The sequence below is a fragment of the Brevibacterium sp. BRM-1 genome (assembly GCF_026802075.1).
Classification (GTDB): Bacteria; Actinomycetota; Actinomycetes; order Actinomycetales; family Brevibacteriaceae; genus Brevibacterium; species Brevibacterium rongguiense.
In genome coordinates, this window is record NZ_CP113788.1 from 2,832,945 (window position 1) to 2,846,490 (window position 13,546).

A 13,546-nucleotide genomic window follows, 5' to 3' on the forward strand; every position below is an offset into this window, starting at 1 on the left:
TGCGTTCATCTGCTGGCGAACACGGGCGATTCGCAGGCGCAGACCGTTTGCACTCCCATAGCCAGAGTGCTAAATCTAGTACTGGTACATCCCACCGAAGCACTCGAGGGCATGCCGCTGCTGTGGAAGGGAATCAGCTGCGGGTGCCCGGCCGTCGCGGGCACTGCGGCGGTGGGGTCAGACACCCACCCGCACAGGGAGGACGCTTTCCACTATGGCAAAGCTCATTGCATTCGACGAAGAAGCCCGTCGCGGTCTCGAGAAGGGCCTCAACACCCTCGCCGACGCCGTGAAGGTGACGCTCGGACCCCGGGGGCGCAACGTCGTCCTCGAGAAGAAGTGGGGCGCACCCACGATCACCAATGACGGCGTGTCCATCGCCAAGGAGATCGAGCTCGAGGACCCGTACGAGAAGATCGGCGCGGAGCTCGTCAAGGAGGTCGCCAAGAAGACCGACGACGTTGCCGGCGACGGCACCACCACCGCGACCGTGCTCGCCCAGGCGCTCGTGCGCGAGGGCCTGCGCAACGTGGCGGCCGGGGCCGACCCGCTCAGCCTCAAGCGCGGCATCGAGAAGGCCGTGAACTCGGTCTCGAAGACGCTGCTCGACTCCGCCACGGAGGTGGAGACGAAGGAGCAGATCGCCGCCACCGCGGGTATCTCCGCCGGTGACCCGGCGATCGGCGAGCTCATCGCCGAGGCCATCGACAAGGTGGGCAAGGAGGGCGTCGTCACCGTCGAGGAGTCGAACACCTTCGGCCTCGAGCTCGAGCTCACCGAGGGCATGCGCTTCGACAAGGGCTACATCTCCGGCTACTTCGTCTCCGACGCGGAGCGCCAGGAGACGGTGCTCGAGGATCCCTACATCCTCATCGTGAACTCGAAGATCTCGAACGTGAAGGACCTCCTGCCGATCCTCGAGCAGGTCCAGCAGTCCGGCAAGCCGCTGCTCATCATCGCCGAGGACGTCGAGGGCGAGGCGCTGGCCGTGCTCGTCGTCAACAAGATCCGCGGCACCTTCAAGTCCGTGGCCGTCAAGGCCCCGGGCTTCGGCGACCGCCGCAAGGCGCAGCTGGCCGACATCGCGATCCTCACCGGCGGCCAGGTCATCTCCGAAGAGGTGGGCCTCAAGCTGGAGAACGCCACGCTCGACCTCCTGGGCACCGCCCGCAAGGTCGTCGTGACGAAGGACGAGACGACGATCGTCGAGGGCGGCGGGGATCCCGAGGAGATCGCCGCGCGCGTCTCGCAGATCCGCACCGAGATCGACAACTCCGACTCCGACTACGACCGTGAGAAGCTCCAGGAGCGCCTCGCGAAGCTGGCCGGCGGCGTGGCCGTCATCAAGGCCGGTGCCGCGACGGAGGTCGAGCTCAAGGAGCGCAAGCACCGCATCGAGGACGCCGTGCGCAACGCGAAGGCAGCCGTGGAGGAGGGCATCGTCGCCGGCGGCGGCGTGGCCCTCATCCAAGCCGGCAGGACGGCATTCGACGGCCTGGGCCTCACGGGCGACGAGGAGACCGGCGCGAGCATCGTGCGCGTCGCGATCGAGGCGCCGCTCAAGCAGATCGCCCAGAACGCCGGGCTCGAGCCGGGCGTCGTCGCAGCCAAGGTCGAGTCGCTCGAACCGGGCTGGGGCCTCAACGCCGCCACCGGCGAGTACGAGGACCTGCTCAAGGCCGGCATCAACGACCCGGTCAAGGTGACGCGCTCCGCGCTGGAGAACGCCGCTTCGATCGCCGGGCTGTTCCTCACCACCGAGGCCGTCGTCGCCGACAAGCCGGAGCCCGCTCCGGCCGCCGGCGCCGATCCGACCGGCGGCATGGGCGGCATGGACTTCTGATCCGCCCCTCACCGCAGCCGCTCACGCGGCTCGGATGCCGAAAGCGCCCCGACCGCTGGTCGGGGCGCTTTCGCGTGCCGGAGCCGGTGCCGGTGCCGGAACCGGTGCCTGTGCCTGAGGCTGCGGGCGGCTCAGCGGCCGTTGCGGCGCAGCTCGTCAGGCGCGCCCGCGGCGCTCGCGCCGGGCGCGCCTGCGCGCCTCGCGGGTGCCCGTGGCGTCGTCGAGGTCGAACGCGCGCGGGTTGGCCTCGATCTCCCGCTGCGCCTGCGCATCGCCGAGGCGCGCACGGGCGCGCGTCGTGAGCTTGCGCTTGCGCTCGCGGATCATCTTCTCGCGGCCGGCGAGGGTGCCGAAGAATCCGAAGCCGGTGCCGAAGATGACGAAGAGCGGCCAGAAGAACACGCCCCCCGCGTACTGCTGGCTGAACGCCCAGATCGCGACGCACAGCACGCTCGGGCCCACCCACCCCAGGGCAGAGGCGAGGAGCACGGAGCGGGCATGGGCGCGGGCCGCCTCGTCGATCTCCTCGGGCGTCGTGGGCTCGTCGTCGCGCAGCTGCGCGAGCCGGCCGCGGTCCTGCTGCGTGGGGGCCAGCGCGCCGTCCTGCCCGGCTCGGCCGGTCGGACCCGCATCCGGGGCAACGAGGTCCTGCAGCAGCGGGAGGATGTCGCCGAGCGTCTTGACGTCGCCGGCGGCCTCGAGCCGCTGGGCGTGCTCGTCGGAGTCGATGAGTCCCGCCGCATAGGCCTCGCCGAGGGCGTCGAAGACGACGCCGCGGTCGCCGTCGGAGGCGCGCAGCGCGGGGCGTTCGAAGGGGCTGTCCGACAGCCGCAGCCAGGTCTCAGCGCTCAGTGCCATGGACCGATCCTACGCGATTCGCAGGCTCGCGCCGCGGGGGCGCGGGGCCTGCTTCGGCCGCGGGCGCGCCGGGCTGCGGAGCGGGAGCGAAGCTCGGGCTCAGAGCGCATCCAGGTTGGCTTGGGATAATTCAGCTGTCGTCGCACAGGCCGTGTCGCGCACAGGAAGGACTGACATGGGCTACTTCTTCTTGGCCATGCTCGTGATCGTTGCCGTGGTCTTCTTCGCCTCCTCGCGCAGCGAGCGCAAGCGCGCAGCCGAGCGCCGGGAGGAGAGCCTCGCCGTCGTCAAGACCGCCGCCGCCGAGGACGTCACCGCATTCGGCGAGGAGGTCGCCGACCTCGACATCGTCACGGCCGGCGTCGAGCTGAGCGAGGGCGGCCGGCAGGACTACCAGCGGGCACTCGACTGCTACGACCGGGCCAAGGAAACGCTCGAGCGCATCGACCGGGCCGAGGACATCCGCCATGTCACCGAGGCACTCGAGGACGGCCGCTACGCCTCCAAGTGCGTGCGCGCCCGCGTCGAGGGCAAGCCCCTGCCGGTGCGCCGCCCGCCCTGCTTCTTCAATCCCCAGCACGGTCCGTCCGTCCAGGACATCGACTGGGCGCCGGCCGGCGGCCAGCTGCGCCCCGTGCCCGTGTGCGCCGCGGATGCCGAGCGCGTCGCCGTGGGCGCAGAGCCCGCCGTGCGCAAGGTGACGACCGGCGACGGGTACACCCGCCGAGCGTACTGGGAGGCGGGCCCAGCCTACGCCGAGTACAACCGCGGCTACTTCAACAACTACGCCGGCTCCGGCATGCTGCCGGGCGTCCTCATGGGCGCAATGCTCATGGGCGGCCTCGGCGGCGGCTGGGGCGGGGGTTGGGACGGCGGCTGGGACAGTGCTGACGCCGGCGGATTCGGAGACGGCGGTGGATTCGGAGGCGGCGGAGGCCTCGGCGACTTCGGCGGCGACGGCGGTCTGGGCGACTTCGGCGGGTTGGATTTCTGATGGAGGAGATCTCGATCAGCGGCGAGTCGATCCGCCTCGGCCAGCTCCTCAAGCTCCACGGCATCGCGGAGACCGGTGCCATGGCCAAAGACCTCCTGGCCGCCGGCGAGGTCAGCGTCAACGGTGAGCCCGAGCAGCGCCGCGGGCGCGCGCTCGTGCCCGGTGACCGGATCGAGGTGCTCGGCCAGACGATCGCGGTGGCCGCAGGCTGACGGCCGGCGGCTCCCACTGCTGGCTGCCGGTGTGCGCGGCCCCGGAGGCTGCGAGGGCCCAGGGCCGGCTAAGGCCCAGGAATGTGCAGGGCAGGCGCTCGCCAGAGCACGTGGCGCTCGGGGTACGTGGAGTTCAGGGCACGGGGAGCTCGGGGCACGGTGCTGAGAGCCCGGGCCCGAGTGCCGCGGCGCGAAGCGCCCGCGAGCGCGCGGCGCGTTCGCCTCAGGGGGCCGGCAGCTCCCGCGGCGGGTCGGACATGCCCGGCGCGCCCCACAGGGGCGACCACTTCTCGAGGTCGGCCTCGAACTTCAGATCGGCCCCAATCGCCGCCTTGATGTTGAACTCCACCGCCGAGTCCCGGCGGTGGGGGCCCGCCTGCACGAACGGGTAGAACGTGCCGCGCTTGTAGAGGTAGACGAGCGCGGCCTCGACGCCCTGCGAGCTGCGGAAGTAGACGGTCGAGCACAGCAGCATAGGCCCGAAGCCCTGGCTCTCGAGCGCGGTGTTGACGGCGTGGAGGTTCGTCACGAGATTGACGGTGTCCGCGTTGGCATCCGCGATGACGAGCCACGTGTAGCCGAAGTCGTCCTCCTCGGTGCGCACGGTGGTGTCCGGGTCGGAGGTGATGAGCTGGCGGGCCTCCTCCTCGGCGCGCGCGATCGCCCCGCCCTCGACGGCGCGGAAGGCCACGGCCGCCACCCCGGTGGGGACGAAGTCCGTGGCCGCCTGCAGCGTGAGGACGGCGGGCGGCACCGCGAAGAGGTCATCGAGGTTGGCGGGCTTGGGCTTGCTGCGCCCCATGAGCGCATCGAAGAATCCCACGGGCGTGCCCCCTTTCGGGCTCGGGCGGTGCGAGGCGAGGCCGGGGCATGGCGCGGTCCCGGCGCTGCCGCGGCGGCCTCACATGGGCCGCGAGAGCTGCTGGGCGATGTCGTTGAGCTGGGCGAGGCGCTTCTCCAGGCTGGGGTGCGTGGAGAAGAGCTGGCGGACCGAGGTGCCGTTGACGGCCGGGACGAGCGCCAGGTGGGAGGCTCCGGCCTCCGCGCGCAGGTCCTTCTCCGGCACGCGGCCCATCTCGCCGCTGATCTTCACGAGCGCCGAGGCCAGCGTGGACGGCGCGCCCGTGAGGAACGCCCCGGCGCGGTCGGCGGCCAGCTCCCGGTAGCGGGAGAGGACGCGGATGAGCAGGAAGCTGAGCGCGTAGACGATCGCGCCCACGAGCAGGAACGCCACCTGGATGAGGGCTCCCGCCGCCGCGCTGTTGTTGTCGCGGCCGCCGAACCGGACGTAGAGCGCGCTGCGCATCATGAGCCCCGCGACCACACCGGTGACGCCCGCCACGGTCATGACCGTGACGTCGCGGTGGGCGACGTGGGAGAGCTCGTGGGCGAGCACCGCCTCGACCTCGGCCGGCTCGAGGGTGTTGAGCAGGCCGCGCGTCACGCACACGACCGAGTGCTCGGGGCTGCGCCCCGTGGCGAACGCGTTGGGCACGGGGGAGTCGGAGTACGCCACGCGCGGCTTCGTCGTGTCCGCCAGCTGGCAGAGCCGGTCGACGAGCGCGTGCAGCTCCGGCGCCTGCTCGGGGGTGACCTCGCGCGCGCCGATCGAGCGCATGGCGATCGAGTCGGAGAAGTACCACTGGAAGAAGAAGACGCCCGCGCTGACGATGACCGCGATGATGACGCCGCTCGTGCTGCGGCCCAGCACGGCCCAGATCGCGAGGATGAGGACGACGTAGATGAGGCCGTTGAGGAAGAGGGTGGTGCCCATCCGGAAGGACAGGCCCCTGTCTTTGATGAAGCGCCCGGCGCTCATGGTGGCTCCTTGCTGGTGGTGCGCCGCCGGCCGGCGGCAGGGTGCGGGGCTGCTCAGACGACGTCGGGGATGAACCCCTCGCCGGTCAGCAGCTCCTTGATCTGGGCGATGTGCGCGTCCGCGAACGGGATGACGAAGTCGGACGGGCCCAGGTAGTCGTCCGCGACGGGCTCGGCCGATTCGAAGACGAAGGCGCGCAGGCGCGCGAGCGCCTCGCGCACCGCGTCGTCGTCACCGGAGTCCACGGCGGCCTCGACCTCGTTGTCGTAGCGCTGGAGCGCCTCGTCGTTGACGTCGCCGCAGTCGAACTGGCCCTCGCCCATGATCCGCACGATCATCGGGCACCGCCCTGGCCGCGCTCGACCTCGGACTCGGCGACCTCGGCATCGGAATCGGCGTCCTCGAGGGCGGGGCGCGCCGCGGACTGTCCGGCGGGCAGCGAGTCGCGCATCCGGGCCAGCTCGGTCTCCACGTCCGAATCGGAGGACAGCTGCTCGAGCTGCGCGTCGATGTCGTCCTTGCGGGAGCCGGTGGCGTCCTCGAGCGCGCCGGAGGCGATGAGCTCGTCGACGGCGCCGGCGCGGGCCTGCAGCTGGGCTGTCTTGTCCTCCGCGCGCTGCACGGCGAGGCCCACATCGCCGAACTCCTCGGAGATGCCGGTGAACGCCTCGCCGATCTTCGACTGCGCCTCCGCGGCCGTGTAGGTGGCCTTGATGGTCTCCTTGCGGGTGCGGAACGCGTCGACCTTCGCCTGGAGGCGCTGCGAGGCGGTCGTGAGCTTCTGCTCCTCCGCCTGCAGTCCGCTGTGCTGCTGCTGGAGGTCCTCGATCTGCTGGTTGAGCCCGGACTTGCGGGTGAGCGCCTCGCGGGCGAGGTCCTCCCGGTTCATCTCCATGGCCTTCTGGGCCTGGCCCTGGAGCTTGGCCTGCTGCTGCTCGAGCTGGCCGATCTGGAGCTCGAGGCGCTTGCGGCTCGTCGCGACGTCGGCGACGCCGCGGCGGACCTTCTGGAGGAGCTCGAGCTGCTTCTGGTACGAGTAGTCGAGGGTCTCGTTGGGGTTCTCGGCCTTGTCGAGGGCCGAATTGGCCTTCGCGCCGAAGATCATCGCGATGCGCTTGAAAACGCTCATGGGAGGAAAGCTCCTTCGCCGGCGGGGTGCGTGCGGTCCCGCGCCGCGGAGCGGGACCGCACGTGTGCTCTATCCCGGACAACTCTACGTGCTCCGGCTGGAAGTTTCCGCCGAGCCCGCGGGTCCCGCCCGGCGGGCCGCTCAGCCGAACATGCGCGTGTTCGCGGCCTCCACATCGCTGTACTGCTGGCCGGCGGCGTGCAGCGCCTCGCGGATGCTGCCGAGCGATTCGTGCACCTGCTTCTGGACCTTCTCCCATTCGGCGATGACGGACTGGAAGCGCTGGGCGGCCCCGCCGCGCCAGCAGTCGCCCAGTGCGTTGAGGTGGCGCATGAGGGCGTCGGCCTCCGCGCCCAGTGTGGCGGCGCTGCGCGCGGCGGTGCCGGCGGCCTGGATGACGCGCTCGGAGTCGACTTCGATGACGGACATGCTGTTCCTGCCTTCCCGGGACCGCGGGTGCGATCGCCTGGCCCCAGGGTGCACCGCGCCTGACGTGCGGGCGGCGGCCCGGCCCCGGCTGTGGACGGCGCGTAGCCGCCCACAGCCGAGGCGCGCAGCGGGCGCGGCAGCGTGACCCTCGCCCCGACCGCCGACCGCCGCGCGCCGACCGCCGCGCGCCCGCACCCGGCCGGGCGCCAGTCCGCGCCTGCCCGTGCGCCTACTTCGCGCCGAGGGTGACCTTGACGTCCTGGCGGTCGGAGCCGCGGACCACGGTCAGCGTGAGCTCGTCGCCGGCCTTCTGGGCGCGCACGAGCGCCTGGAGCGACACCGAGCTGTTCACCGGCGTGCCGTTGGCGGCGATGATGTTGTCGCCCTTCTTCAGCCCGGCCTTCGCAGCCGGCGAACCGCCCTGGACGGCCGACACGAGGGCCGAGGCCCGGCCCACCCCGTCCTGCTGCACCTCGCCGGTGGTGATGTTGACGCCCAGGTAGGCGTGGCGGGCCTTGCCGGAGTCGATGAGCTGGTCGGCGATGTTCGTCGCCTGCGCGATCGGGATGGCGAAGCCGATCCCGATCGACCCGGACTGCTGGCCGGACTGCGAGGAGTCCTGCAGCGTCGCGGCCGACGAGTTCACGCCGATCGCCTGGCCCGCCGCGTTGACGAGCGGGCCGCCGGAGTTGCCGGGGTTGATCGCCGCGTCGGTCTGGATGGCGTTCGTGATCGTCGCGACGTCGGCCTGCTGGTTCTCGCCCACGTTCTGGGTGGCGACTGGCCGGTTGAGCGCGGAGACGATGCCGGTCGTCACCGTGTCGGCCAGCCCCAGGGGGTTGCCGAGCGCCATGACCGGCTCGCCCACCTTGAGCGACTGCGACTTGCCGACCGGCAGCGCCTTGAGGCCGTCGGGCTGCTTGGATAGCGAGAGCACCGCGATGTCCGTCTCCGGGTCGCGGCCCACGATCTTCGCGCCCACGGTGTCGCCGCTGTTGAAGACGACCTGGACCTCCCCGCCGGGCTTCGCGGCATCGGCGACGACGTGGTTGTTCGTGATGACGTAGTTCTTGTCCGTGTAGAGGAACCCGGAGCCCTGCTCGGTGATCTGGCCGTTCTGGCCCACCTGGATCGCCGCCACGCTCTTCGAGGCCTGGGAGGAGATCTGCGTCCAGTTGGGCGTGTTCGTCTTGGGGGCGTCCTGGGCCGGCGCATCCGAGGCGCTGTTGGAGGTGTCGTCGGCCGCGCTCGAGGAGTGCTCGAGTGTCACCGCGGTGCCCACGCCCACCCCGCCGCCGATGAGCGCGGCGAGCACGGTGGCGCCGGCGAGGGCGCCCCAGCCCGGGCCGCGCCGGCGTCCGCGGGAAGCGCTCGACTGCGGGCCGCCCGGGCCGCCGGGGCTGCCCGGTCCGCCCGCGGCGGGAGTGCCGTACGGGCTCGTGGGGGCCTCGGGCCCGGCCCAGCCGGATCCCGCAGCGCTGGCCCCCGCTGCCGTCCCGGCCCAGCCCGCGCCCGGGGCGCCGGCCGCGTCGCCGTGCCCGCCGGGCGCCGAGCCGTAGCCGGCCTGGGCGCTGGGCTGGGCCGCGGTGGGCTGGTCCGCCTGCGCGCCGGTGCCCGCCTCGTGCCAGGCCGAGCGCTCGCCCTGCCAGGCTCCGGGCGCCTGCGCGCTGCCGGCGGGCTGGCTGCCGTATGGCTGGCTGCCGGAGTGCTGGCTGCCCGACTGCTGGGCGCCGTTCGCGGGGCGCTGCCAGTCGCCCGCGGGCTGCGCCGCGGTGGGCCGGTCATCGCCCTGCCAGCCACCGCTGTGCGAGCTGCCGCTGTGCCAGCCATCGGTCTGCTGGCCGCCCGCCTGCTGGGCCCAGGACTGCTGGTCGCCGGCGCCGTGCGAGCCGGCGCCGGACTCGGAGCCGCCGCCGAACGTGTTCGGCACCTCGCGGCTGGGATCGTGGGGATGGGGTAGCTGGCTCATGGTGTGTCCTTTCGGGCCGCCTCAGACGCGTCCGACTCCGCGGGCGCCTGCTCCGCGGTGTCGGACTGGGTGAAGCTCTCTGGTGGGATCGGCAGGTCGACGCGGAACGTCGCCCCGCCGCCGGGAGTGGGGTGGACGGAGATCTGGCCCTGGTGGGATTCGACGATCGCCTTGACGATCGACAGGCCCAGGCCGGATCCGCCCGTGTCGCGCGTGCGGGAGGCATCGAGGCGGAAGAACCGCTCGAAGATCCGGGGGACATCGTCGGGATCGATGCCCTCGCCGTGGTCGCGCACCTCGAAGCGCACGCGGCCCGCGGGGAAGCCGGCCAGCGCGTCGGAGACGCGCACGCCGGACGATGTGACGTCGGGGGAGATGGGGGAGAGCTCGAGCTCCTCGGTGCGCGGGCGGCGCTCATCGGCCTGGCGCCCGCGGTTGAAGATCCGCACGGGGCCCGTGACGAAGCCCGCCACCGAGCCGGAGCCGGGCTTGGCCGCCTTCCGGGCCCCCGCCTCGGGGGCGGGCGCCTGGGGCACCCCGGCCAGGCCCACCGCGAACTCGATCGCGCTGCCGTCGGGGGTGTGGCGCACGGCGTTGCCGGCGAGGTTGACGATGACCTGGCGCAGCTTGGGCTCGGAGCCGACGATCGCGGGCACGGGCTGCGCGTCCTCGCCGTCGAGGCCGATGAAGCTGATCTCGCGGTCGGGGGCCTGCGCCGCGGCGTCGGCGGCGGCATCGCGCACGATCGCGTCGATGCGCACCGGGCCCGTCTCCGCCTGGCGGCGCTCGTCGAGGCGGGCGAGGACCACGAGGTCCTCGACGAGGACGCCCATCCGCTTGGCCTCCGCCTCGATGCGCTCCATCGCCTGGCCCACCTGCTCCGGGTCGCGGATGGCGCCCTGGCGGAACAGCTCCGCGTAACCGCGGATCGTCACGAGCGGCGTGCGCAGCTCGTGGGAGGCGTCGGAGACGAACTGGCGGATGCGCTTCTCCGAGCGGGTCCGCCCGTCGAACGAGTCCTCGATGTGGCCGAGCATCGTGTTGAGCGACGCCGACAGCCGGCCCAGCTCCGTGCCCGCGGGATAGACCGTCACGCGCTGGGAGAGGTCGCCGGCGGCGATGCGCGAGGCGGTCTCCTCGATGTCCTTGAGGGGGCGGAACGTGTTCGTGATCGCGAAGTAGCCCACGCCCGCGACGATTGCGAGCGCCAGCAGGCCGATGCCGGCCATCGTGTTGCGGGCGTACTCGCTGATCTCGTCGATGTCCTTGTCGAAGGGCACGCCCACCGCCACGTAGAGGTCCGTGCCGCGCACCGTGTAGGCCACAACGCGCCACTGCGACTTCGAACCGGAGACCGTCATGGGCTCGCCGCCGGCCGCCTGGACCGTCTGCGCGTCGATGGCCGGCAGGTTCGGCACGTTGTCCACCGAGGGCGAGTAGGGACTGTAGACCTTCTGCCCGTCCGCACCGTAGAACTGCACGTAGTACGCGCCCGGCAGGAGGCTGCTGAGGGCCTGCTGGGTCGACGAGTCCGCCGCCGCGGTCTGGAGCGGGGCGCGGGAGTTCTCCGCCACCGTGCTCGCCGCCTCGCGCACGAGGGTCTGAGCGGCCCCGGTGAGGCGCTCGTCGGTGCGCTCGATGAGGCTGGCGCGCAGGTTCTCGAGCACCCAGGCGCTCGTGCCGCTCAGCGCCAGGAGCATGAGCGTCATCATGATCGCCAGGAGCTTGGTGGTCAGCGACCACTCGTCCCAGAGCACCCCCCGCTGGCGGGGCTTCGGAGCATGCGCGGCGATGGTACTCGCCGCTTACTTCGCGTCGGAGGTGCGCAGCATGTAGCCCACGCCGCGCTTCGTCTGGATCATGGGCTTCCAGTCCAGCTGGATGGGCGTGCCCGCCTCGTCCGTCTCCGGGGCCGTGTCGATCTTGCGGCGCAGGTAGGAGATGTAGGACTCGACGATTCCCGTGTCGCCGCCGAAGTCGTACTCCCAGACGTGGTCGAGGATCTGGGACTTCGACAGCACGCGGTTGGCGTTGAGCATGAGGTAGCGCAGGAGCTTGAACTCCGTGGGGGAGAGGTCGATGAGGATCCCGCCCCGGCGCACCTCGTGGGTGTCGTCGTCGAGCTCGAGGTCGCCGACGACGATGACGGCGCCCTCCTCCTCTTCTGCCGAGTGGGTCCGGCGCAGGACGGCGCGGATGCGCGCGACGACCTCTTCGAGGCTGAAGGGCTTCGTCACGTAGTCGTCGCCGCCCACGGTCAGGCCGGTGATCTTGTCCGAGGTGTCGTCGCGGGCGGTGAGGAAGACGACGGGGATGTGGCGGTCGGCCTGGCGCAGGCGCCGGGTGACCGTGAAGCCGTCCATGTCGGGCAGCATGACGTCGAGCACGAGGAGGTCGGGCTCGGCCTGCTCGGCCAGGCGCAGCGCCTCGGCCCCGTTGGCGGCGGAGACCACGTCGAAGCCCGCGAAGCGCAGGCTGGTGGACAGGAGTTCGCGGATGTTCGGCTCATCGTCGACGACGAGGAGCGTGGCCTCGACGTCGCGGCCCTCGTGGTTTGCAGCAGTCATGGCCCCAGTGTGGACCCCTAGTCTGGAAGTCTCCTGGATGCCAGCTGGAGGCGTAAGTGATGCGGGCCACAGGTAGCGCTGCGGGGTGCCGCCGGCCATCGCGGGCGGCCCGAAGTGCTCGGCCCGCGCGAGCTCCCAGTCGCCCGCCCAGTCCTGCGGCGGGTCGTCCAGCAGCTGGCCGGGGCGCAGCCACTCGTTGAACTGCGCATAGTTGAGGGTGCGGGTCTGGCTGACCCTGCGCACGAGCATCTCGTGGTGCAGCCCGTCCGGCGAGTCGACGCCCAGCGTCGAGACGATCTGGCGCACCTCCTCCACCGTGAGCGCGTGGAACCGCTCGACGTCCGCGGCCTTCGAGGGCACGTCGATGCCGCGGTAGAGCCGCGGATTCTGCGTGGCCACGCCGGAGGGGCACTCGTTCGTGTGGCACCGCTGCGCCTGGATGCAGCCGGTGGCCATCATCATCCCGCGCGCCGACTGGCAGAAGTCCGCGCCCTGGATGAGGCGGCGCACGATGTCCGTGCCGGAGACGATCTTGCCGGCCGCCCCCAGGCGGATATCGCCGCGCAGGCCGCAGCCCACGAGCGCGTTGTGCACGGTCATGAGCCCCTCGGTCAGGGGCATGCCCACGTGGTCCTCGTATTCGAGCGGGGCGGCGCCCGTGCCGCCCTCGGCCCCGTCGACGATGATGAAGTCCGGCGCGAGGCCCGTGGCCAGCATCGCCTTGCACAGGGCGAGGACGTCGCGGCGCATGCCCACGCACAGCTTGAAGCCTACCGGCTTGCCGCCGGAGAGCTCGCGCAGCCGGGCGACGAACTCCATGAGCTCGATGGGGGTCGTGAAGGCGGTGTGCGCCGGCGGCGAGACGCAGTCCTGGCCGATCGGCACGCCGCGGGCCTCGGCGATCTCGGCGGTCACCTTGGGCCCGGGCAGCACACCGCCCAGGCCCGGCTTGGCGCCCTGGGAGAGCTTGATGGACGTCGCCCTGACCTGCTCGAGGCGCGCCTTGTCGCGGTAGGTCTCCGGATCGAAGCGGCCCTCGGCCGTGCGGCAGCCGAAGTACCCGCTGCCGAACTCCCACATGAGGTCGGCCCCGGTCTGCAGGTGGTACTTCGTCAGCCCGCCCTCCCCGGTCTCCTGCAGGAACCCGCCGCGCGCGGCACCGTAGCCCATGGCCAGCACCGCGTTGACCGACAGGGCCCCGAAGCTCATCGAGGAGACGTTGAACAGCGAGGCGTCGTAGGGCCGGGTGCAGTCGGGGCCGCCCAGGCGCACGCGGTGCTCGCGCTCGGGCATGGCGCCCGGGCGGATCGACTGGGCGAGGAACTCGTAGCCCGGGGCTCGCACCTCGAGCTCGGTGCCGAAGGACTTCACCGAGTGGATCCCGGCGGCCCGCTCGTAGATGAGGCGCCGGGCGTCCGCGTCGAAGGGCCGGCCGTCCCAGTTCCGCTCGACGAAGTACTGCTGGATCATGGGGCGCGCCGATTCGAGGATGTAGCGCAGATGGCCCACGAGCGGGTAGTTGTGGAGCACGGCCAGGCGCTTCTGGACCAGGTCGTAGACGGCGACCGCGAGCAGGCCGGCGGCGATGCCGGTGAGGATGAGCCACCAGGGGCTGGCGAGCGCGGCCGCGAGGCCGGAGAGGACGAGGAGCGCGGCGAGGCCGCCGAAGACGATGCCGACGATCATGGCTCAACGATAGGGCCGTTCGGCCCGTGGGCGCAGGCCG

Annotated in this window: 12 protein-coding genes and 1 pseudogene; 3 read left to right on the forward strand and 10 right to left on the reverse strand. The window is 71.9% G+C overall.

Annotated elements, in window-relative coordinates; all coding sequences use genetic code 11:
• The first annotated feature begins 214 nt into the window (after positions 1 to 214).
• Positions 215 to 1,843, forward strand: a complete 1,629-nt coding sequence (groL, locus tag BRM1_RS12480) for a chaperonin GroEL (protein ID WP_160954120.1) — start codon at positions 215 to 217, stop codon at positions 1,841 to 1,843.
• Between the two features lie 156 nt (positions 1,844 to 1,999).
• Here groL and BRM1_RS12485 read toward each other — a convergent pair whose 3' ends face one another.
• Entirely contained in the window at positions 2,000 to 2,701 is a 702-nt protein-coding gene (locus BRM1_RS12485; RefSeq protein ID WP_160954121.1) for a DUF1707 SHOCT-like domain-containing protein, read from the reverse strand.
• A gap of 175 nt (positions 2,702 to 2,876) precedes the next feature.
• Between BRM1_RS12485 and BRM1_RS12490 the strand changes: the two genes are divergently transcribed.
• Together BRM1_RS12490 and BRM1_RS12495 are read left to right on the forward strand one after the other, a co-directional pair.
• The gene (locus BRM1_RS12490) at positions 2,877 to 3,695 is read left to right on the forward strand and encodes a hypothetical protein (protein ID WP_160954122.1); all 819 of its coding nucleotides are present in this window, start codon (positions 2,877 to 2,879) and stop codon (positions 3,693 to 3,695) included.
• The gene (locus BRM1_RS12495) at positions 3,695 to 3,907 is read left to right on the forward strand and encodes an RNA-binding S4 domain-containing protein (protein ID WP_160954123.1); all 213 of its coding nucleotides are present in this window, start codon (positions 3,695 to 3,697) and stop codon (positions 3,905 to 3,907) included. The genes BRM1_RS12490 and BRM1_RS12495 overlap by 1 nt, the downstream gene beginning before the upstream one ends.
• A gap of 223 nt (positions 3,908 to 4,130) precedes the next feature.
• Here BRM1_RS12495 and pspAB read toward each other — a convergent pair whose 3' ends face one another.
• From pspAB to BRM1_RS14015, 9 genes and pseudogenes are all read right to left on the reverse strand, one after another.
• Entirely contained in the window at positions 4,131 to 4,730 is a 600-nt protein-coding gene (gene pspAB, locus BRM1_RS12500; protein WP_268526324.1) for a PspA-associated protein PspAB, read from the reverse strand.
• Between the two features lie 78 nt (positions 4,731 to 4,808).
• Positions 4,809 to 5,726 (reverse strand): zinc metalloprotease HtpX, encoded by a 918-nt coding sequence (gene htpX / locus BRM1_RS12505; RefSeq protein WP_160954125.1) that lies wholly within the window; start codon positions 5,724 to 5,726, stop codon positions 4,809 to 4,811.
• Positions 5,727 to 5,779: 53 nt separating this feature from the next.
• On the reverse strand, positions 5,780 to 6,064 hold the full coding sequence (gene pspAA / locus BRM1_RS12510; protein ID WP_268526327.1) for a PspA-associated protein PspAA: 285 nt from the start codon (positions 6,062 to 6,064) through the stop codon (positions 5,780 to 5,782).
• Positions 6,061 to 6,855 carry a PspA/IM30 family protein gene (locus BRM1_RS12515; RefSeq protein WP_160954127.1) on the reverse strand — a complete coding sequence of 265 codons (795 nt, stop codon included), beginning with the start codon at positions 6,853 to 6,855 and terminating at the stop codon, positions 6,061 to 6,063. Before BRM1_RS12515 ends, pspAA begins: the two co-directional genes overlap by 4 nt.
• Before the next feature lie 141 nt (positions 6,856 to 6,996).
• Positions 6,997 to 7,284, reverse strand: coding sequence for a WXG100 family type VII secretion target (locus BRM1_RS12520; protein ID WP_160954128.1), 288 nt, complete (start codon positions 7,282 to 7,284; stop codon positions 6,997 to 6,999).
• Between the two features lie 229 nt (positions 7,285 to 7,513).
• On the reverse strand, positions 7,514 to 9,253 hold the full coding sequence (locus BRM1_RS12525; RefSeq protein ID WP_268526331.1) for a S1C family serine protease: 1,740 nt from the start codon (positions 9,251 to 9,253) through the stop codon (positions 7,514 to 7,516).
• Entirely contained in the window at positions 9,250 to 10,962 is a 1,713-nt protein-coding gene (locus tag BRM1_RS12530) for a sensor histidine kinase (protein WP_160954285.1), read from the reverse strand. Before BRM1_RS12530 ends, BRM1_RS12525 begins: the two co-directional genes overlap by 4 nt.
• 96 nt (positions 10,963 to 11,058) lie before the next feature.
• Complete coding sequence (locus BRM1_RS12535) at positions 11,059 to 11,820, reverse strand: response regulator transcription factor (protein ID WP_202411115.1); 762 nt, start codon at positions 11,818 to 11,820, stop codon at positions 11,059 to 11,061.
• A gap of 336 nt (positions 11,821 to 12,156) precedes the next feature.
• Positions 12,157 to 13,506: pseudogene (locus tag BRM1_RS14015) on the reverse strand (FMN-binding glutamate synthase family protein); the annotation flags it as partial.
• Between the last annotated feature and the right edge of the window lie 40 nt (positions 13,507 to 13,546).

Excerpts from the sequence above, each read along its gene's own strand:
- BRM1_RS12490 (WP_160954122.1), top strand. The coding sequence starts at position 2,877 with ATGGGCTACTTCTTCTTGGCCATGCTCGTGATCGTTGCCGTGGTCTTC.
- BRM1_RS12530 (WP_160954285.1), bottom strand. The coding sequence starts at position 10,962 with ATGACGCTCATGCTCCTGGCGCTGAGCGGCACGAGCGCCTGGGTGCTC.
- pspAA (WP_268526327.1), bottom strand. The coding sequence starts at position 6,064 with ATGATCGTGCGGATCATGGGCGAGGGCCAGTTCGACTGCGGCGACGTC.
- BRM1_RS12520 (WP_160954128.1), bottom strand. The coding sequence starts at position 7,284 with ATGTCCGTCATCGAAGTCGACTCCGAGCGCGTCATCCAGGCCGCCGGC.
- BRM1_RS12485 (WP_160954121.1), bottom strand. The coding sequence starts at position 2,701 with ATGGCACTGAGCGCTGAGACCTGGCTGCGGCTGTCGGACAGCCCCTTC.
- BRM1_RS12525 (WP_268526331.1), bottom strand. The coding sequence starts at position 9,253 with ATGAGCCAGCTACCCCATCCCCACGATCCCAGCCGCGAGGTGCCGAAC.
- htpX (WP_160954125.1), bottom strand. The coding sequence starts at position 5,726 with ATGAGCGCCGGGCGCTTCATCAAAGACAGGGGCCTGTCCTTCCGGATG.
- BRM1_RS12495 (WP_160954123.1), top strand. The coding sequence starts at position 3,695 with ATGGAGGAGATCTCGATCAGCGGCGAGTCGATCCGCCTCGGCCAGCTC.
- BRM1_RS12535 (WP_202411115.1), bottom strand. The coding sequence starts at position 11,820 with ATGACTGCTGCAAACCACGAGGGCCGCGACGTCGAGGCCACGCTCCTC.
- BRM1_RS12515 (WP_160954127.1), bottom strand. The coding sequence starts at position 6,855 with ATGAGCGTTTTCAAGCGCATCGCGATGATCTTCGGCGCGAAGGCCAAT.
- groL (WP_160954120.1), top strand. The coding sequence starts at position 215 with ATGGCAAAGCTCATTGCATTCGACGAAGAAGCCCGTCGCGGTCTCGAG.